This is a genomic window from Pseudoalteromonas sp. S16_S37 (assembly GCF_014694405.1).
Taxonomy (GTDB): Bacteria; Pseudomonadota; Gammaproteobacteria; order Enterobacterales; family Alteromonadaceae; genus Pseudoalteromonas.
In genome coordinates, this window is the sequence record NZ_JAAUWV010000006.1 from 64,652 (window position 1) to 87,815 (window position 23,164).

The 23,164-nt window shown below is 43.5% G+C and carries 4 protein-coding genes; all 4 read right to left on the reverse strand.

The genetic code is table 11. From position 1 onward, the window contains the following. Window positions 1-15: 15 nt before the first annotated feature. The 4 genes from HC733_RS05015 to HC733_RS05030 are packed head-to-tail and all read right to left on the reverse strand — an operon-like array spanning window position 16 to window position 23,160. Window positions 16-1,656 (reverse strand): cyclic peptide export ABC transporter, encoded by a 1,641-nt coding sequence (locus tag HC733_RS05015; RefSeq protein ID WP_190363956.1) that lies wholly within the window; start codon window positions 1,654-1,656, stop codon window positions 16-18. Further along, a complete protein-coding gene (locus HC733_RS05020) occupies window positions 1,657-5,553 on the reverse strand; it encodes a non-ribosomal peptide synthetase (RefSeq protein WP_190363957.1) in 3,897 nt (1,298 codons plus the stop codon). After that, window positions 5,553-14,774 carry a non-ribosomal peptide synthetase gene (locus HC733_RS05025; RefSeq protein ID WP_190363958.1) on the reverse strand — a complete coding sequence of 3,074 codons (9,222 nt, stop codon included), beginning with the start codon at window positions 14,772-14,774 and terminating at the stop codon, window positions 5,553-5,555. The genes HC733_RS05020 and HC733_RS05025 overlap by 1 nt, the downstream gene beginning before the upstream one ends. A 4-nt stretch (window positions 14,775-14,778) precedes the next feature. Continuing rightward, entirely contained in the window at window positions 14,779-23,160 is an 8,382-nt protein-coding gene (locus HC733_RS05030; protein ID WP_190363959.1) for a non-ribosomal peptide synthetase, read from the reverse strand. Between the last annotated feature and the right edge of the window lie 4 nt (window positions 23,161-23,164).

Genomic DNA, 23,164 nt, shown 5'->3' on the forward strand with positions numbered 1-23,164 from the left:
AGAGCTCAATAAGTATTAACTTGCTGAGAACAATTGATGTTTATGGGTATCAAATTGTGTCAGTTGGCCATAATCTAGCTTGTATATTCTGTCCGCCACATCAAAGTAATGATCGTCGTGACTTATTGCTATCACAGTTTTACCATCGCGCTGTAATTGTGGCAAAATCTCACGGTAGAACACTTCTCTAAAGACCGGGTCTTGATCAGCCGCCCATTCGTCTAATAACAATACTTGGCGGTTTTCCATATATAGAAGTACTAAAGCTAAGCGTTTTCTCTGCCCTTGAGATAGCGCAGTGGTTGAGAGTTGACCCTGCTGTACAGATACTTTGTTATTAATGGCCAATCGCTCAAGATAATGGGAAATCTTTTCATCGTCTTGGCTACTGCCATGAGTATCAACCACATCACTAAAAAGATAAAAGTTCGGAAAAATCGCTGAAAAACAGTTTCTTAACTGCGATCTATTGTTGTCATTAATTTGTGTTCCATTTAGTAGTAGCTGCCCTGAACTTTCTTGGTAAAGACCAGTTAATAGCTTGGCCAGTGTTGACTTACCACTGCCATTACCGCCGATTAAAAAGATCAGCTCTCCTTTGTGTACCTCAAAATCAATCGGTCCAAGGGTAAAACCCTGTTCGCCGTTATGGGTAGGATATTGATATTGAACTTGTTTCAGTTGCAAAGATTTAAAATCAACTGGAGCTGATTGTATTGTATCTACGCTAGAGTCATCTTCATTGAGATCTAAACGATTAATGGCTTGTAAAGCAACATTGCCTTTAATTACAGACGGAATACTATCAAGGATCATCGACAATGGTGTACGCAAGAACATAATCGCCAATATATAAGCAACCACGACATCTTGACCAACTGACTCAAGCTTTAGACCTGCAAAAAAGACGACACCGATAACGAAGAAGATAAGTAAGGTTGTCCAATTTAAATTAACAGCCCAAATAACTTCTGCTTTTGACGCTTGCGCACGCGACTCTTCTGAGGTTGGCATAAATTGCTCGTCAAACAACACTTGGCGACGTTTTTGGTTGAGGGCAAGCTCATTTCTACCTTCAACAACAGCTTCGTAATGTTGAAATAGCGTATCGTCTAAGCGTCTGACTTTGGTCAGCATGTACTGTAATTTGTCTGTCAGTTTGGCATCAGTCCAAACACCAATAGCGACAACAACACAGACGAACAAAAACAGCACTGGTGAAAGCCACAGTAAATATAGCAAGCCAGCCAACACTAAAAAACTGTTGTACATCGCAACGGGTAACTGACGAGTGGCGTTGGATACCATGGTGACATCACGCGTTAAGACGTTATAAATATCGGTACTTCCAAGTTGTTCTTGGCGCTCAATTGAGGTGTTTAAAATTCGATTGACTAAGTTTTTGCGAAGTTTAAACACCATGTTGTAACCAATGTTAACTAAAAGAACTTGCGACCAAACGCTGCTTGCTAGTAACACTGCCAGCAGGGCGATGTAAAGACCAGCGGTAGTAGAGAGGTTTGATACGCCTTGCTCTATAACGTAATTAATCCCTGCAATGATCGCTATACCAGCAGACGCACTGAGCATACTAGCTAACATGGCAAAAATGATATTTGATTTAGCGTCTTTTAAAAGTTGTTTAGTTATACTCATTTATGCTTCCACCACATTGTGTGCTTTATCAATATTGCTCAATAGCTCTTCTGCTAAAATCGGGGTATTTAAAATGCCATGATGATCGGCATCAATATAACGACATGAAAGCGGCACAGTACTGTATTGTTGCCATATTTCAGGGTTAGATTGATAGCTGTAACCATGCCAAAGCCAAATGGGCAGGTCTAGTTTAGGCATGTCTGTGTTATATAAAATATGTTTACTATTCCAACGCAACATAAAACGTTGAAGCAAAGCGCTGGTATCCACACCCTCGAAAAACTGTGTTTGCAGGAGTGGGGTGTTAAGTAACTGAGTCATCGCTTGTTGATAGTCGCCACTGAGGCCGTCGGTACACTGTGCGATTTGCTCTTCTGTTAAAGTAATGTTTTCAGCGGCTAAATAATCATGAAAATCGTTGACCAGTTGAGCACTGTTATCGATCAGCTTGAGTTGCTGTGTGGGGTCAAAGTCTATCACACAGACAGCTTGGATATTAAAGCCAAGAGATTGCATTCTTTTGGCCATAAGCATCATTTGTTTACCACCTAGACTCCATCCAACCAATATGAGTGATTGAGATTTCAACACCAATAGTTGCTCAATGTAATCATCGGTGATGGTCGTGTGGTCTTCGTGAGCACTTGTGTTGACCAATTCGTTGTTAGGCGTCAATCCAAACAGCGGGTTTTCGTTACCCAAGTTAGCTATAAGTTGCGTGTGATAATTAAAATGGCCTGCTACCGCATGCATTAACACTATGACTGGTGCTAGGTTGTCATCAAGCGTACTGGCCTTATGATTGAGTGCAATTAAGCGCTCGTTTTTAGGCGTTTGCTGTTTATCAATGTACGAAGCAATTGCGACGATAGATTTGTGCTTAAACAGTAAATCTGTTGGCAGTTCGACATGCATTTCTTTACGGATCCGAGCAACGACCTTTATCGCAGCTAAAGAGTGGCCGCCTATATCAAAGAAGTCAGCTGTTACACAGATATTTTGTTGTTGCAAAACGTCTTGCCATATCATCAATATGGTTTGCTCCGTCTCATTTTTCGCAGCGACAACAACTTGATTTTGTTGGGCCTCAGCGAGAGCACGTAACCTTACCTGATCAATTTTACCATTGGCATTGAGTGGAAACTCATTGATGGCGTAAATATGTGCAGGCACCATATAATTTGGAAGGTGTTGTGTTAGCGCCTCTCGCATTTTTGGTTCATTGATCTGCTGACCTTTATGCATGATGACAAAGGCAAGTAACTGCTTGTTTTCGCCTTCACCAAAAGCTTGCAAGGTTGCTTGAGCAACACCGCTTTGCTGCAGTAACCAGGTTTGAATTTCTGATAAATCGAGGCGAAAGCCACGAATTTTAATTTGCTGATCACTTCTGCCTAAAATGCGGATAGTACCTTTGGCGTCTGACAATGCCAAATCACCTGTTTTATACAGTCTCTTATTCGTACCTGGCAGCTCAATGTAAGCTTGAGCTGTTCTATTTTCGTCGTTTAAATAGCCTCGTGTGACGTTTTTTCCCGCAACGTATAAATGTCCACTTTGTCCGCTGATCACCGCTCGGAGCTGTTCATCGAGCAATAGCACTTCGTTATCGCCGATGGTTGTACAAAAGTTGCTTTGTGAACTGTCTAAATCAACTCGACCGATAAGCACGCCAACAGTGGTTTCTGTTGGCCCATAGTGGTTGTAAATACGACACTTTGCATTGAGTGATTGTAATCGCTTGATAAGGCTTGCTTGAATTGGCTCACCACCGAGCACGAGCACTTCAGTGGGTAAAATGTTGTCGCTACTAGCGAGCAATGCTTCAAGATGAGAAGGGACGATTTTTAAACACGTAAGTGGTTGCTTGTTGTAACTGATTTTTTGATAATATTGAGCAAGCGCTTGGCCATCACTTGCCTCATTTTTACCGAGTAAATGCACGCAACTTGCAGTCAACCATGCTGGAAATAACATGGTATTTCCTAAGTCGGCAACTAGGGTTGAGATCAAGCCATACTGACCGTGCTGGGGAAGCGCCAATTGTTGCGTAATAGCTTGACTGTAGTGACTGATCTGTTGATGTTCAACCATGACACCCTTTGGGGTGCCTGTAGAGCCCGAGGTATATAAAACATACGCAAGGTGGTGGGGCAAAATGTTGACCGGTTGCAATGGGTGAATTTGCTGTTTTAATGCATTTAATGACATTGTATGCACTGTATTTAGCGCTGCTAATTCTGATACGACGATGATAGGGTTTGCATCATTAATAATTTGCTGCAGCCTTGCGGTGGGTTGTTCAGGGTCCAGTGGTAAATAGGCCGCGCCTGATTTCATAACACCTAGCAAACAGGTCAATAATTCATGGCTTCTAGGTAAACACAACGCGACGATACTGTCGGTCGTAGCACCATGCGCTTGCAAAGTTGCTGCGTATCGATCGCTTAACGTATCAAGCTCATGATAAGTTAGCGTATTTTCACCATCTTGAATGGCAATATGCGTCGGGTACTGCTGTGCTTGTTGGCGAAATAACGAAACTAGATTTTTACTGTCATCTATATATAAGTCGCCTTGTTTATCAATTAATGCGAGTTTATTGTTTTGCGACACAAACAGACCGTCTTGCTCGTCGGTCAATAGGGCATTGAGCTGATTAAATTTTACATCTGGTTGATGTAGTGCAGTCTCTAACAACTGCACAAAGTGCGCTAAAGCACGCGTCATAGCTGCATTACTGTATTGCTGGTTGTTATAGAACAGACTGAATTTACCTTCACCTTGTTGGGCACTATGATACTCAAGTAACAGTGGGTTGCTCGCAATGGCAGCATGCGTTTGCATGTCAGTTAAGCTGTTTTGCGCATGCCAATAGAACCCAGCATGGCTTTGGGTATTTGCCAATGTTTGCTCAGTTACAATGTACTCTTGGTAATCTTTGATTTCTGCGAATAACTGGCTAAAACCTTGTACTGAACCCTCAAGATCAGCATTGTTAAGCTCGTAAAACGGCACGACCAAAGGTTGTGTAAACAAACCAAATGCTTGACTGAACTCTTCATAATCAAGGCGACTATCGTGATAATAGTCAAGCTTAAGCTCATTTTGGTTGGCAAGTTTGCTAAGTATACTTGCCCACACATTAACGGCGATATGCGCACAATCACAATGTAATTTTTGCGCAAGCTGATTAAGCTGCCCTTGCAATTGTTCTGAGATAGAGACAGACACAACGTTTGAGTGTGCTTGTGCCACTTCATTGGTCGAGGCTTTTTCAACTAGCTCAGCGTCGCTCAACTGAGACAATAAGAGACCCTGCCAGTAGTCTTTGCCAATCTGCGCATCTTCATCAGCCACTAGCTCAGTTAACCACTCAATATATTCGGGGTACTGGATAGTGTCGTCTAATGGTGCATCGCTATTAAGGGTTTGGTATAGATGATAGGCACTATAATGGTCAAACAGCAGAGCAGAGGCGACAAGCTGTACTGTCAAACCCGACTGATGGGGCCAGCACCACACGAGTAAGTGTGGTTGCGACGTTTTATATGCCAACTGTGCCTGTTGCTCCAACATTGCGCTTCTTTGTGCGCTTGTTTCATCTTCAGAGTCAAGTAGTTCATGATGTTCTCGAACTACAAACTCTAATCTAGGTGTTTGCACTTGCTGTCTAAGAATATCAAAGCCTTCAGGCTTGCCGACAAAGCAGGCTAACGCTTGATGTGCATACATCAAGTCGCTTAGCTTTTGCTTTAATTGTTTTGCACTACGCACTTGCGTAAACTCAAACCAATAGCTGCGCACCGTGTTGGTACTGAAGGTCGCCATTAATTGCTGTTGTCGACAAAGCGGTAAACCTAAATCTTGCGTTGTGTTTTGCCATGCGCTCATTATGCTTTCTCCTCGTTGACAGATAGTTGGCTGTTATTAACGACATTGTTGTGCTGTACAGGTACTGGCTTTTGCGTATTTGGTGAAGCGATTTGGTAAATATCGCCCATAGCAACTGCAATTTTTCTTTCGCCCTCAAATGGGTCTCTAGCGTGCGCAGCCAACATGTTGTCGAGCATCACGACGTCGGTTTTTTGCCAGTCAAATCGCACAGCACACGCTTCGTATAGCTCGCTGATAACATCGATCACTTCTTGCTCTAATGGCTCTTGGTCCCCGTAACAGACATTTCGAGGTAGATTTTCTATACCGCCAGTTTCTAAAAAGTGCTGTTTAACATCTTCTTCTAAGAAGCTGTAATGGTGCAGTTGGATCTGATTGAAAAAGCTCTTTTCGTTGGTAATTGGGTGGGTGATCACCGCAGGACATACCTGACTAATACGTAAGTTGTCATCGCCATACCACTGAAAATCGATGCCATTTTGAGTGCAGATGGACTCTACTTGCTGTTTGCTATCTGTCTTGAAGAAGTGTTGCCAACTGACATCAAGCGAAGAAAAGTTGCGTACGTAACACAGCTTTTTTTGTTCCAGTTTTGTTCTGATATGTGCAGGTAGTTTTAAGTACATTTCACGGCAATCTACTATCGGTGTAGCACCACCCACCGCTGCATTTTGGCTACAGTAAAACCATTGTCGTCTTGGCCACTGGCTTTGATGCGAGCTTTCATTGTGATACATGATCATCTGTTCATTTGGATAAGGCGTAGATTTGTATATTTTGTTGCCTATGTCATTTTTGGGCAGGTCTCCATACATGGCATATAACTGTGGGTAAATTGCCAAGCAGAACTGCTCAAATTCTAATGCTGTTGGTAAGTTAAAGCCTCTAAATACGATACCGCCATGGGTTTGCAGCCAGTCCATGATTTGTGTCTGGTTTTGCCTTGCCCATGCAAGTGGGTCGAGTGAATTGCTCATGCATTGCACTAGTAAGGGAAATGGACGGTCGTTATTAAGTGGTGCAGCCTTTACGAGCTCCTTATCAGGCGCTGTGGTTTTTAGCTTATTTAACTTGTTAAACTTATTTAGTTTATTTAGCTTTGTAGGTCGGCTGGTGGTAGGCATGTCGCTTACTTCCTTCTGTACATGGTTGTGCGTAAGTAAATTGTTCAGTGGCGCATTGGGTGCTTTGCAAATTGCGCGCAGTAGTTGTATGTATTGTTGGCTAAATAGCTCAATGGTTGATTTATCAAATAGTTGCGTATTAAAAACCCAGCTCAGCAACAGTGATTCAGTGTGTTTATCCTCATTGGCAAACAATGCACAATCAAATTTTGCATGTTGTTGCTCGGTGGTCATTGTCTCGATGTGCAAGTCACCGATATTACCTTGATTATCTGGTGTGTTTTGCATCACAAATAGCGTTTGGATCAATGGGTGCATACCATTAACACGAGTTGGCTTTACAGTTTCAACAATGTGTTCAAATGGCACGGACTGGCGTTCAAACCCATCAAGGCAATGCTGTTTTACTTGCTGTAAAAAGTCGTTAAACCTCAGTGTGGCTTTGGGCTTAAATCTAAGCGGTAATAGATTAACGAAAAAGCCCAACATAGTATGAGTTTGTAGGTGTTCTCGGTTTGCCACATCAGTACCAATAATCATATCTTGGCACTTGGTTTGTTGGAAAATTAAGCCACTGTAGGCACTGATTAATAGCATAAACAGTGAGCTTTGTTGTTGATGCGCCAGGGTTTTTAACTCTTTCAATAAGGGCTTGTCTATCGTGATCTCAACACTGCTTCCGGCAGCTTTTTCATCAGCATTGCGCGCACGGTCAAAGGGTAATGCAAGGACATCTTTTGCACCTGCCAGTGTTTGACGCCAATAGTCGAGTGATGTCTGCTGTTGTTGCATTATCATCGGCGTATTCTGCCAGTTGGCATAATCTAAATAGCTGGGTTGATCGATTATTTCAGCGCGTAAAGCATCTAGATTCGTAGTGTTAAGTTTTTGATAAGCAGACATTAAGTCATCTAACAGTAGTGTCATTGACCACGCGTCGGAAGAAATGTGGTGTTGTACTATCTGGCAGACGAACTGTTCGCCACCTAACTGATAAATATATATCCGTAAAGGTGACTCAAGCTCTAAATTAAAGTTGTATTGTGCGGCGTGTGTCACATATTGCTTGAGTTTTTGCGGGTCATCTGCCAAATCAATTGTTTCAACCTCTACGCTAAGTGTCGGGTTAAACCTTTGCACTGGCTGTCCATCATGTTGGTGGTACGTTACTTGTAAAATTGGGTGTTTGCTTGTGACAAACTCAACGGCTTGCTTCAATTGCGCGACACAGAGTTTGCCCATTATTTTGACTGCGGTTTGCATATTAAACCCAGCACTACTTGATGTTAGCTGTTGCATAAACCACAGGCGTTTTTGTGCACTAGATAGCGGTAAGTAATCGGGCGTCGGCTCAATATTACGCACTAACGTGATAGTTTGATACTTAGCTTCACTCATTAGTGCTGCTTGTTCGGCTAAAGTAGGCTGTTCAAACAGGCTTTTAAGCGGGATATTCAAACCCATTTTATTCAGCCGTGCTCTCAGCTGCGTAGCTAATAGTGAATGGCCACCTAACAAGAAAAAGTCATCGTGGCTTTGCACTCGCTCCAACTTTAATAAGTCTTTCCAGACACTCGCCAATTGCGCTTCTTGAGGTGTCAAAGTGGTATTGGCGCTGTCATGGCAAAGATGCTCACGCGTTATGGGAGGCAGTGCAGCACGGTCAACTTTGCCATTGCTGTTCAACGGCAGTTGCGCTATTTGCTGAGTGTGATGAGGCACCATATAGTCAGGTAGTGTTTTACTTAAGTACTGTTTTAACGATGCGAATTCAGGCGCGCTAACATCCGGCTGTGCAACGTAATAAGCGACAAGTATGTCTTCTTTGATAACAACAACCGCTTGGCTAATGGCCACATGCTGTGTTAACGCATGTTCAATTTCACCAGGCTCAATGCGGTAACCTCGGTGTTTTAGCTGAAAATCTACTCTGCCGATAAAGTTTAATACCGATGAAGCATTGTCTCGTGTCCACTGTACTTTATCGCCTGTTTTATAGAGGCGGCCAAAGTCAGGGTGATCGATAAATGCTTGCTCGGTTTGCTTAGAATCATGTCGGTATCCTCTCGCGACGACTGGGCCACCAATATATAACTCACCAGGTACACCAAAGGGCGTTAGGTTTTTATGTTTATCAAGAACATAAAAGTGGTTGTAGGCGATTGGGTTGCCAATTGGGATCAGCTTGTCGTTTACGTCTTGGATTGTATATGCCGAGGACCATACCGTGGCTTCTGTCGGACCATATACGTTAGTGACGCTTAGGCAATGTTGCTTTAACTGTGCGGCCAATTGGCATGGTAAGGCTTCACCACCACATACGGCATGAACCTTCGCTAAGGCTTTATGTGTGATAAGGCTTTGTTCGTCCTGCGTTAGCATGTTCCATGTGGCAGGCGTCGCTTGCACTAAATCAATGTGATGTGTATCTATAAGTGAGAAAAGTTGCTGGTTGTCTTTTTGCTGATCTTCATCTGCAATCACCACGCTTGCGCCAGTGGCAAGCGGTAAGCACAGCTCTAAACCCGCAATATCAAAGGTGATGGTTGTCAGGGCTAGTGTGCGCTCAAAGCGGGGGAGCGTTTGTTCTATCGCGGTTAAGAAGCATGCAAAATTGCCACGCGTAATTTCCACGCCCTTTGGTTTACCCGTAGAGCCAGAGGTATATAGGGTGTAAGCCAGTTGGGTAGATGTTATCGGGCGCTGCAAATTATCAGTGGGTAAGGTGCTGAGCTGTTCAGTTAAGTTATCAAGTTGAATAACTGCTACATAAGAGTTGAGTGTCTCGTTCAAAGCACCGTTCGATAAAAGTATCTCAGGTTTTGCGTGCTCGATGATGTATGACAAACGCGCTGCAGGTTGATTGCTATCTAAAGGAAGGTACGCGCCACCGGCTTTTTGAATCGCTAAAAGCGTCACCAGCATTTGATAACCTCTAGGCAAGCAAAATGCAACAAGCTTCTCTGGTCCAACGCCGTTGTTTTGTAGCCAATGTGCGAGTTTGTTTGCGTCACTGTTGAGCTGGTGATAAGTATGATGCTGGCCTGCTGCGATCACCGCCGTTTTTTGGCCATGCTGTGTTACTTGCTGTTCAAAACGCGTGATAAAGTCATCTTGTTGCGATACTGGCTGTTGCATAACATCAGCCACTAATTGTCCGGCGGTAGCTACGCTTAGAGCTTTATCGACAGAGCTGACTGTTAAAGTAGATAATGGCGTTTGCTGTGCCGTAGGTAACCAACTTAGAATGCTCAGGTAGTCTTCAAAAAGCTGTTCAATGGTGTTTGCAGTGAATAGGTCGAGATTATATTCAATTTGCACCACCAAGTTATCACGACGCAGCAGGTTGAAACTCAACTCAAACTTGGTGTTGACTTCGTTATGCTCCAGCGCTTCAAAGTTAAGTCCTGGTAGTGATAAATCACGCTGTTTTAATTGGTCATTTTGATAGTTAAAGAGGACCTGAAAAACAGGGGGCCTTGCTAAGTCTCTTGCGGGTTTTAGCGCATTGAATAACATCTCTAGTGGCATGCTTTGGTGCGCTAAGTCTGATTGCAATGACTCTATATGCTGTCTCAACCAAGCATCCACTGTCAGGTCAGGTTGAATGTGTGCGCGATTAATCAAGGTATTAATAAAAACACCAACAATGTGCTGGCTTTGCACATCTTCTCTGCCACTGACTGGGATGCCTACTGCGAAGTCATTTTGCTGCGTATAACGCCACATAAGCAATTGAAATCCTGCTAGCAGTAAACTAAATGGGGTGGTGTTCAATGTACCTGCATAGTTATCCAGTTGCGTAATGATTGCACTGGGAACCATCCATTCGAGTGTGGCACCGTTATATGTTTGTTGGCTAGGCATGGGCTTGTCATGAGTCAGCGCCAGTTGATGTGGCATATTGGCTAAGCGAGCTTGCCAATAGTCAGTCAAAGAGTCATCGATACTTTGCGCTTGCTGGCGAACACACCAATCAAAGTAGTTTGATTGTTGGGCAAGTTCAGGTGCAGACGTATTGTCTGCTTGATAAAGCTGCAATAAGTCTTGGATCAGTATACCCATTGACCAACCATCGGTTGCGATATGGTGAATATTAAACACCAAAATATGGCTGTCGGTTTTGTTTGTGATTGGCAATAGGTCAATACGAATTACTTTACCTGTAGTGAGATCAAACGGTTCACCCACAAGTTTTAAGGCGTGATGTTGCGCAGTGTCTGTGTCCATCGCAGCATGAATTGTCAACGGTTGATAGGTGTCTACCAGTTGCTGACTAACATCAATATTTGTCTCACCTTCGATGTACTTAGTACGCAACATCCAGTGTTTTTCAACTAATTGCTCAGATGCATGCATGAGTCTTTCAATGTCAATTTCACCCGTCACTTTAAACGCAGCAGGGAGGTTATAGGCGGTATTGTCAGGTTCAAGTTGTTGTAAGAACCAAATACGCTTTTGTGCCGCCGACAAAGGCTGGGCACAAGTTAAATCGACAACCTGTTTAGGTGCTATTAGCATGCTGTTGAGCGACTTATCGATTGCAGGATCATTATTTGATGGGCATGCAGATATCGCCAGAGACTGAGCTGTAGGGTTCTGTTGTAGTTGCTTCGGCGTAACTGTTATACCTTGTTGTTTGGCAAGTGCGATAAATTGCAGGCTTAGTATCGAGTCGCCTCCCGAAGAATAGAAGTTGTCTTGGGCATTGAGTGTGTTATTGCGCAAAATATGTTTAAACAAAGTTAAGATTTTCTGTTGATAATCTTTAGTTTGCTCAGTTAATGGCACTTGGTCATGTTGGCTTGGTGTAATGTTGTTGCTTAGTGTCGTTGTTGCCGCAGCGGCGATGTTCGCTAGTAAACGATGTTTAACGATGTCTTTTGGCATTAACTTCACCCCTTGATGAGCTGCTAACCCAATCATTTGTAAGCTCATGATTGAGTCGCCACCTAGGGCAAAAAAGTCATCATTTGGCTTAACTTGCTCCACGTTTAGCAATGATTGCCAAATGCTAGCCATCACCTGCTCAACTTCTGACAGCGCTCTGTTTGTAGCAGGTGATGTTGCTGATTGTGAGGTCGGCAGTGGCAGTGCTTTTCGGTCAACTTTACCGTTGTTATTCAATGGCAGTGACTCAAGAACAAGCCAATGATCTGGATGCATATAATCAGGTAAAGTGCTGCTAATAGTTTGCTTCAATTCATCAATAACTTGCTGTTCACTGGTCGCTGATGGTGTTAGCGTCAGCCAAGATACAAGCCATTCTTTATTTGAATCAGGCTCCTTGTGCAGCAAAACGATTGCCTCGCTAACCTGTGGCTGGTGGCACAACCATTGGCTAATTTCGTTTAACTCAATTCGATATCCACGACGTTTAACTTGGTCGTCGCGACGGCCGATAAACTCAAGTAAACCAAGGTGATTAATACGTACAAGGTCACCCGTTTTGTAATAACGTGGTTCGTTGTCTGGTTGTACAAAGGCGTGCGCTGTTTGTTCTGGGTTGTGCCAATAGCCCTGCGCTAATTGCTTGCCACAGACACATAATTCACCTACGGCGCCTCGTGGCAATATTTCTCCACGCGTGTTTCGAACCGTGATGACATTGCCCGGTAAAGGCTTGCCAAGCGCAGCAACTGGGCTAAGAGTTGATTGCAAAGTGGTGTCTAATAAGGTTGCAGTAATACCCACCGTACTTTCACTTGGGCCATAATGATTTACCACCTTGAGCTGAGGAGACAAATCTTTAATGCGAGACAGTACACTATGATTTAACCCTTCACCGCCTAAAAATAGCGTCTGTTTTGGTAACACGGCCGCTGGGTGCTCAACACTCAACAAAGCGTTTAAATGAGACGGGGTGATCTTCAAGCAATCAACTGGATGCTGGCTTAAAAATTCTGCTAAGGCATTCGGGTCTTCAATGGTTTCGACGCGAGGTAATACCAAGCATTGACCTTGATAAAGGGCACCGAATACGGATGTTAAACCCAGATCGGCGGCAACAGTCGCCAGCGTGAGCCAGCGGCTGTTTGCCGGTTGTGGGAATTGCTGCGCTATCGCCGCGGCATAATGGCTGACCGCTTGATGAGAGACAACAACACCTTTAGGTTTACCTGTTGAACCTGAGGTATAGAGGATATATGCAGGGCAGTCAGGCGTAAGTTGATATTCAGATAGGGCAAGGGTTACGCCGTTACTTCTAGGTATACACGGCAGGCCATCAGTCAACGATTGTTGAGGAAAACTTTGAATCTCATAGTGTTTATCACTAACAATCAGCTTAACGTCTGCATCATGGCAAATTTGTTCAAGTCGGCCAACAGGTTGTTTTGGGTCGAGCATGATACAGATTGCACCCAATCGCCAACATGCTAACATCAATGTCACTTGTAATGGGGTACGAGGCATCAAAATGGCCACGGGGTGACGTGCTTGAATACCCTCTTGCTGTAACCAAAATGCTGCCTGCTCGATATCTTGATTTAATTTCGGGTAATGGATCTGCTGATAGCCATCAAAGAGGGCTAAGTTGTTTCCTTCGTCGTTGTTTCGTGTTGCAAAGTGACGCACGCGCTGGGTTAATAACTCCGGTGTCTCAATTAAAGCAGGGCCGGCTATTTTACTTGGTTCAAGAATCGAAGCGATATCAGCAAATGTGGTGTTTGGGTTGCTCAGGCAGTTGGTGAGGACTGCTTTGAAGTCAGCCAATAATTGCTTGATGGTTGATGGCAAAAATAGCTCAGCACTGAACTCCAAATCTAAACAAATTGTCTGATCACTTTGTTCTATCACGCGTAATGTCAGGTCAAAGCGTGCACTATTTTGTTCCGTGCTAACGACTGTGCCAAGACTATCACCTAATTTAACTTGCGTTTGATTCGCAAGACCGACATGAATAAACATGACGTTAAACAGCGGTTGAGTCGGGGAGGCTGAGCCATTGCTCAGCAAATTAGCTAATTGCTCAAACGGGTAATCTTGGTTATCAAAAGCATCAGTTGATGTTTTTTGGCTGCTTTTTAATGCATCTTTAAAACTTGCTAGAGGATCGAGCGAATGGCGAAGTACCAGTGTATTAAGTAACGGTCCGACCAAGTGGCTGAGTTCTGCACGGGTTCTATTTGCGATAGAGCTGCCAAAACAAAAGTCTTGCTGGTCACTGTAGTGGCCAAGTAACCAAGCAAATACGGTTTGCAGATAGACATACAAAGTGGAGTTTTGCTGTGTAATTGCTTGTCTCAGTACGGTGCAGGTTTGTGCATCCAAAACTAATTGCTCAATTTGGCCATCAAAGCTGCGCTGTTGAGTGTTAGCAGAAAAATCAAAAGGCAATGTCAGTGGCGGCGGTAAATCACGTAACTGTTGTTGCCAGTAGTTTTGCTGGGATAAATAGTCTTCGCTTTCTAACCACTGCAGCTGCCAAGCTGCATAATCTTGGTATTGAATATTCAATGGCGCTAACATGTCGTTTTCGCCATTGCTAATAGCATTGTAAAGCAGGACTAGTTCCTGATTAAAAATATCGAACGACCAAGCGTCAAAAGCTACGTGGTGAATATTCACAATTAACCAATATGCGTCTTGTCCTTGGTATAAAGACACACGAAATGGTACTTCTGTACTTAGGTCAAATTGATAATTCTGTTCATTTTCAAAGCATGCCGTTAGCCAAGAACTTGGATCGCGGTTTTGCTCTTGTGTTAATGGCACAGGGGTTAAATTAACCTGGAAGTTCTCTTGCTGATAGGTGTACCAATTGCCTTGCTCGTTTTGTTTAAAGCAGGTGGTCATCACTTGATGGCGCTGCACTAATTGATTTAAAGCTTGGCCAAGAACTTGTGGATTGAGCTTTAGATCAAATTTCACCACGGTACATAAATTATAAAGCGCACGATCTGCCATCTTTTCTGCAACTAAAAATCGCTGTTGAGCAACTGACAGTGGGTAACTTTTGCTTTTCGATGCGACGATTGGCAGTTTCCAACTATTAATGCCTTGCTCTGCGAGTTTTTGGCGAAACAGCTGTTGCTGCTTCGGTTCGAGTTTATTCAGTCGCTGTGCGATTGATAAAAATTGAGATTGCTGCATGGTGTTACTCTTGATCCTCAAATTCGTTTAATAGTTGCTCCATAAAGTCCAGTTCATTGCTTTGTAATCCTTGAGAATCTTCAATTTGTTGTGCAATGCTCTGAATAGTCGGGGAGCTAAATAGACTGTTTAAAGACAGTGATAAATTGAACTGGGTTTCTATCGCACTGATAAGCTTCATCGCTAAAATTGAATGCCCGCCGAGTTCAAAAAAGTTGCTGTCCATACTGATGTGCTTAATAGGCAGATTTAGTAATTGTGACCAAACCTCTACTACCTTGTGCTCGATATCGGTCGTCGCTTCTAGCACCTGTTGTTGGTGATTAATAAAGTTAGGTTCAGGTAACTGAGATTTGTTTATTTTGCCATTGCTACTAAGTGGCCACTGGGCTACCTGCACATAATGTTCAGGCACCATATAGCTTGGCAGTAGGCCATTTAAATGCGCTTTTAGTTCTGCAGATAGATGACCCATATCCGTGTTGGCTGTGTTTTGCTGTTGGAGCATCAAATAGGCGACTAAGTTGGGTTCATTACGCTGATTCATTTTTACCGCAACTTGAGCCGTATTGATGGCGTGATGCTGATTTAAAACAAACTCAATTTCGCCAAGCTCAATGCGTAAACCACGTATTTTTACTTGATGATCTAAACGACCAAGGTAATCAAAGTTACCGTCATCTAAGATACTGACGAGATCGCCTGTGCGATATAGACGCTCTCCATGTTGAGTGGCAAATGGGTGTTCAATAAATTGCTTGGCGCTGAGCTCAGGACGATTTAGGTAACCCTTAGCGAGACATACGCCACCAATATATAATTCACCTTCAGCGCCCATTGGCGCTAACTTGTTATGTCGATCAAGAACGAGCAGCTGGGTGTTTTGTATCGGCTTGCCAATAGGCACTAATTTACGTTCTGCCTCAGCTCGACATTGCCAGTGGCTAACAACGACGGATGCTTCAGTAGGTCCGTACAAATTATGCAGTTCAGCTTGCTGATTGGGCTGTGCAAAAAAGGTTTGCTGTAGTTCATAGCTCAACGCTTCACCAATACAAAAAACTTGCTTCACGGATTGGCAACGACGCCAATCGCCATCGCTGAGCATTAAGCTCAACATTGACGGAACAAAATGCAGATGGCTTATTTGTTGCTGTTCAATTATCTGTGTCAGATAGCGGGCATCTTTGTGGCCTTCAGGTTTGGCAATCACTAATGTAGCGCCTGAGATAATTGGCCAAATGAACTCCCATACCGAGACATCAAAGTTATATGGTGTTTTTTGCAGCACTTTGTCAGATGGTTGCAATGGGTACTGTTTTTTTAGCCATTGCGCCAGATTGACGACACCTTGATGGTTACATATCACGCCTTTTGGTTTACCTGTTGAACCTGAGGTATAAAAAATGTACGCATTAGAAAGTGCTGATTGTTTGTGCTTGCGAACGAGCGCCGAACGGCTATAAGCGTCGATGATATTGCTAAATGATGTCTCATCTACTGTAACAGTTTGGCAATAATCGCGGCTAAATTGCTGTGTTAAAGCATGTTGTGTTAGTAGCAGCTTGGCGTTGCTATCAGTCAAAATCGTATCTATGCGTGCAGCTGGTAAATTGACATCCAGTGGCAAATACGCAGCACCCGCTTTCAAAATAGCCCAAATTGCGATCACCATCTCAAAAGAGCGCTCCATGGCGATGGCAACATAGTCGTTGTGCTCGACGCCTTGCTCGATTAAGAATCGCGCTAACTGATTGGTCTTTTCATCAAACTCCTGGTAACTCATTGACTTATTGCCAAAAATCAGTGCGTCATGAGTAAGGTCAGTCATCAAAGTAAGTTGTTGCTCTAACAGCTCATAAAGGCAAGCATCATGTGCGTATTCTGCGGTTTCGACTTGGTGTGTTAGCAGCGTAGCCTGCTCGCTTAGTGGTACGACCGAATAATGCATAATTGGGTAGCTTTGCTCTACATCTAACGCAGATGTAAGCTGAGTTAGCGCAGTGATCATGTATTGCTCGACCCGCTGAGCATTCAATGGGTGCTGAACTTGAATATTGAGCAAGAAATCGTCGCCATAATCATCTACCGCGATGGCAAATGGATAGTTGGTGCGTTCTTTAGGGTCAATAAACTCTAAGCCAATGAGCGCATTGTGTTCATCAACGTTCTTTTTCTGTGTGTGTCGATAGTTTAGTAAGCTAGTAAATAGCTGTGTTTCGCCTGTTAACTCGCTGTATCGCTGGATTTCAGACAACGCAGATTGCTCAAATGGAAGTAGTCCCATTAAGTTGTGCTGTGTTTGTCTGACCAACTCTATAGGCGTTAAATCGGTTAACTTTATGCGCAAAGGTAAAGTGTTGATAAACATACCAAGCATGCTTTCGCTACCTTTGGTGCCTTGCAAGCGGCCCGACATCACAGTGCCAAACACTACATCTTCTTTATTACTACATGCGGCAATGACCATCGCAAAAGCACTGTGGAATAAGGTTGCTGGGTTTAACTTTAATTTTGTTGCAGTAGTACGGATCTGCTGACTAAGCGATGCTGCTAGTAATGAGTCTAGTTCATTGATATAGGTGCTCTGAGACTGCTTAAGTGCCAAGGCAAAAGGCGTACTAGGTTCGGTAAAGCCGCTTAATTGATGACTGAAAAAGCGCTCAGCATCGAGTTTTTTCGCAGTTTGGCTGTGTTGCAATTGCGATATAAAACCTCTGTATTGAACTGGTTTAGGCAGTAAATGTTGTGGATCTTTAAACAGCATTTCTAATTCTTGCTGCACAATGGCCATACTGACATGATCAGAAATAATATGGTGGTCCAGCAGCCTAATAACAAATTCATCGTTAGCTTGGTCGTGTGCCACACTGACTTTAAGTAACGGCGCTTCTTGCAAATTTAAGCTGAGTGTTTGCTGCGCATCTCTATTTTGTAATTGCGTTAAATAGTCTTTACTCGGGTCAAGTTCTACCCATTCGACGGGCAGTTGTGCGGCTCGACAGACAACTTGTACAGGTTGCGATAAGTGGTCCCATAAAATGGCTGTTCTAAGGGTGTCGTGGCGCTCAATGATATGATTAATGCCAGCGATAAACTGCTCAAATCGAGCTTTACCAGTGATCTTTAAATAAGCTGGCATAACGTAGGGGTCATGCTCTTTGTCCAGTCGATGGTGGAACAAAATACCTTCTTGCAGCGGTGCCAGCGGATAGACGTCTTGGATATTGCTTAAACCGCCAGGTATTTGTGCAACAATTTGCTCAATATCTTGCTGAGAAGGACTAATCAGAGACAACATATCAGGTGTTAATTGCGTTAGCCCAATAGGTAGCGGTTTATAGTCCGGTGTGCTTGCTTCGTTACCTTGCTCTGAGGCCAATTCAAGTTTAGTCGCAAGCTCTTTTAAAACCGGGGATTTAAATACTTCACTGGCGTTAAGTTGATAACCTTCTTTTTGCAGTGCTGTGATCACTTGCATAACCAACAGCGAATGTCCGCCTAGTTCAAAAAAGTGGGCATCTCGGTTGATGGGGGAAATACCAAGTATTGGCTGCCATATATTCGCCAGTAATTGCTCTTGATGACTTTGAAACTCTACGGATGTTTCATTAACAAGCGCTCGATTTGGCGTTAGCTCGCTGTTTTTAATCGGGTGCTTTTGTTGTTCGACAAACACCATCGCTGGTGGTTGTTGCCATAAAGGCTGTTGTAGTTGGTGGCACTGCTGCAAATAGAACTCAAGCGATGAATTGCTGCTATTTGTTGTCAGTTGCTGACACAATCCAGATATCGCGGTATTGAGCTCTTGTTCAATTTGTTGTGCAAATAACCCTTTGTTCAGTTCTAACGTTAACGAAAAAAGCTCAGAATTTGAAAAGTCATCGACGGATAACGTAAACGGGTAGTTGCTCGGCTCATCAACATGAACGAGTTGTACACCATTTAGTGCATGTTGTTTGCTTATCTTGTCGTCTTGTTTATTGGAATGACGATAATTTAGCATGGCGCTAAATAAAGGCTGTTCACCAGATAATAAACTGGCGCGTTGAGCCAATGCCAGCGCACTTTGCTCGTGGGGAATAAGCGCTTCAAGTTGTTCACGGGTGCGCGTTATTAATTGCTCTGCCGTTAAACCTGTGAGGTTCAACCGAACAGGCAGAGTGTTGATAAACATACCCAGCATAGCACTTGTTTGCTCAGCATTTTGCATGCGGCCCGACAACACCGTACCAAATACCACATCACTACGGGCACTGGCTCTGGCGACAACTAAAGCCCATGCACTGTGGAATAAACTTGCAGGTGACACATTAAACTTACGTGCTAACTGTCGAATTTCTTTACTAGTTGTGTGGTCGAGCTCATATTTGTGATGACTGATATCTCTGGCATTGCCTTGGGTATTACTTAATTGATAGGGCAGTGTTGCAAAATCAACATCTCCCAATAGTTGTCTAAAGTACTGTTGGGCAGCGCCGTGATCATGTTTGATAGCACGTGCAACGAACTCTTTGTATTGCACGGGGGCAGGTAAAAAGGCATGCTGATCGCTCAGATAGGTCGCAATCTCGTTAAGAATGATTTCTACACTGATGTGATCCGAGACGATATGATGCTCGATAAACATCACTGCCAATTTGCCAGTGTGGATGTCTTTGGCAACTCTCAGCTTGATCAATGGACAGGCTTCTAAGTCAATTTCAACGTTATTTTGGCGGGTCTTTTCTTGCTCTGACGCTAATAAAGCCTTGCAGATGGACGTTGTGTTTACATCCTGCGTTGCCAATTCAACCCACTCGACATTTAGCTGCGCATGTCGGTGAACCAATTGCACTGGTCTATCTAGTTGACGCCACATAATGCTGGTGCGCAATACCTCATGCCTTTGAATCATAAAATTTAAGCTTTCAACCAGCTTGTTAAACGTGCTTATGTTTTCGACCTCAAGTAGTGCTTTAACAATATATGGGTCGTTTTGAGGCGATAGCATATGGTGAAATAAAATACCTTCTTGCAGCGGAGCAAGTGGGTAGATTTCTTGGATGCTCTCTGCCCCTAGGGGGACTTTTGCGACAATGTCGTCAATTTGCTGCTGCGATAAATCAATCAGTGGCAGCATATCGGGGGTGATCTTTTGGCAATCTGCGGGAATAAGTCCACCAATGACTTGCTGATGATCCGGTGTATTTTGTTCATCCTCTGCCATTGCTTTGGCAAGCAAACGCGGGGTAGGGGTTTTGAAAAGTTGTGCCGCACCGATGGTTAAGCCTTGGCGCTTCAATGCTGACAACACTTGAATAACTAACAGTGAGTGTCCGCCTAAAGCAAAAAAATTGTCATCTAAAGCAATATCTTGTACGTCCAGTACTGTTTTCCAGCTGTCGATTATCAACTGCTCAGTTTGATTTGCTAGCTCTTGGTTTGTACCATCGATTTCGATAGTTTCAGATGCTTGAGCCGGGTTCGGTAATGCTTTTTTGTCAATTTTTCCGTTACTTGTCAGTGGTAATGCATCTAGTTCGATAATCACGGCGGGGATCATATATTCAACCAACTGGCTGGCCAATTGTGCGCGCAGTTGCTTAATATTTTGCTTTTCAGTTGCGGTTATGTAGGCTGCAAGCGCCTTATCTCCTTGTGGTTTTTGCCAAGGAACAACAATACACTGGGTGATGTTTGGTTGATGTTGGATCACCGTTTCAATTTCGGCCACTTCAATACGGTAGCCGCGGATCTTCACTTGGTCGTCTTTACGACCGTTAAACTCAATGTGCTGATGTTGATTTAAGCGTACTAGGTCGCCTGTACGATACAGTCTTTGCGTTTGGTCAAAGGGAGATTCAACAAATGCTTGCGCTGTTTGCGTTGGTTTATTTAGGTATCCTTTAGCAAGCGACGGACCACCAATATATAGCTCACCAATTACGCCGTGAGGTACTGGGCGGTGCTGAGCATCGAGAATATAGGTATGGGCGTTGATGTTTGCTTGGCCTATCGGGATCTCACCATTGTCTAGGTATTGGTCGGTAAGATGAAAACCAGTAGCGGTGACGGTTGTTTCAGTTGGGCCATAGGTATTAATCAGAGTAGGACCAGAAAACTCCCTAAACCAGTGGTTTACTTTGGCAACTTGTAACGCTTCTCCTCCGACTATGACCAGGCGCAACGTTTGGGCAATTTGCTGGTGAGGGTAGCTGACAAGTTGGTGCCAAAATGCCGTGGGTAAGCTAACGATTGAAATGCTATGTTGCTCGCAAAAGTTAAAAAATTGCACGGGATCACTGACACACCCTTGATCTCTTATTACCAGCTGTGCACCGAAGCACAAAGAACCAAATATTTCTTCGATTGAGATGTCAAAGTTAATAGTAGAAAACTGTAAAAACGTATCTTGCGGTGTGATTTGGTATCTTTGTTCAATATTAAGTAAAAAGTTAGCTAGTTGCAGGTGCTCAATCATGACACCTTTAGGTTTACCCGTTGTACCAGAGGTGTACATGACGTAGGCCAGATTTTGCAACGTGATCGTTGGTAAAGTAGCGTGTGCTGGGCTGGCTTTTAATTGCTGAGTAAACTCAGGGTCATCAATAGCGAGCAGTTTGACATTGGCACCGTTAAGCGCGTCATTTTTGACGAGCATTTGTTGTGTCAAGATAACCTCAAGCGCGGCATCTTCAATCATGTACTCGATTCTGTCTTTGGGATAATTAGGATCGAGCGGAACATACGCTGCACCTGCTTTTAAAATCGCTATAATGGCGACGATCATGTCTGAACTTGGTGTAAAACTGACGCCAACTAAACTCATCGGCTTGAGTTGTGTATGTTCTAATAGATAATGAGCAAGTTGTGTACTTTGTCGGTCAAGCTCTTCATAGCTGATTGTTTTATCAGTACATTTTACTGCAGGCGCGTCAGGCCGTGTGCTTACGTGCTGAGCAAATAACGTTAATACGTCTGATTGCACCAGATGTGTGGGCGCAAGTTGTGTTGTTTGTTTTGAAAACAGGACCGGCTCAATATCACCTAATGTTGCTGTAAGAGGGTTTGCAAAAGACGCTAAGTTAACAAGAAGCTGTTTGAAATGGTCAAGCATTGCTTGAACAGCAAAGTGCTCGAAATCAGTACAACGATAAGTGAGCTCCAAATGCAGCGAGTCTTGAGGTAGGACCGTGACAGTAATTGGGTAGTTTAGATCTGAGCGGTTTTGTATTTGTGAGATCTCAAACTCAAGTTTATTTAAATCCAGCGCTTTGTCCATTGGCGCATTTTCGTAGACAAATATACTGTTAAATAGGGGTTGCTCACCCAGTTCACTGTATTTTTGAATATCCGTTAGCGCGGTTTGCTCATATTCGCGCATAGCTAGGTTGACTTGTTGTAATTGTTGCAGCCACGTTTTGAGGTTTTGTTGTTCATCAGCATTGACTCTCAAAGGCAATGTGTTGATAAACAAACCAACAATACTTTCGATATTGGGTAAGTCGATTGAACGCCCTGCAACAGTGACTCCAAACACCACATCACTATTTTGTGCGTAGCGCGCCAAAGTTTGAGCCCATGCGCCCTGTAGTAAGGTGTTCAGAGTTACTTGATAGTCGTTTGCTATGGCGCGAAGCTTATCTGACGTTTGCTTATCGAGTTGACAAATAACATCTTTGCTAAGTGAAGTGTGGGTTTCATTTGCAAAGCGATTTGGTTGCATAATCCCCAAATCTGTTGGCGCAGTGAAACCGGCCAATTGTTGTTGCCAAAACGAGCGCTCAGCTTGTTCACTTTTGTTTTTACTGAGCCAAGCAAGATAGTCTTCATACTTAGCCGAAGGTTGTAAAGTCAGTGGCGTACCGTCTGTAAAGTGACGATATAATTGTAGAAATTCCACCATAATGATTGAAAAACACCATGCATCCATCAAAATGTGGTGGTAACTACGGATAAATTGATAACGGTTATCATCCAGTTGCGCTAATGTGATATTCATCAATGGCGCTTGGTTAAAGCTTAATCCTTGAGTGCGTTGCTCGGCCAATAGTTGCTCTGTCTGGTTTGCTTGTTGTTCGTCACTGAGGTGACGCCAATCTAAAAACTCAAAAGGCAAATGCACATGTTTAAATACCACTTGTAAAGGCTGTGCCTGAGTTTCGTGTACAAATGCACTACGCAGTACTTGGTGCCTGTCAACAACCGTTTGCCATGCTTTTTGAAACGCTGCAACATTCAAATTATCCATTGTCATGATATAGCGGTACTGCTGTAAATAAATACCGCTATTTGGTTGCATCAAGGTATGAAATAACATGCCTTGCTGCACAGGCGTTAGCGGGTAAATGGTCTCGATGTTTTCGGCTAATGCCTTGAGTGACTTGGTCGTAATAGTCGTCATGATA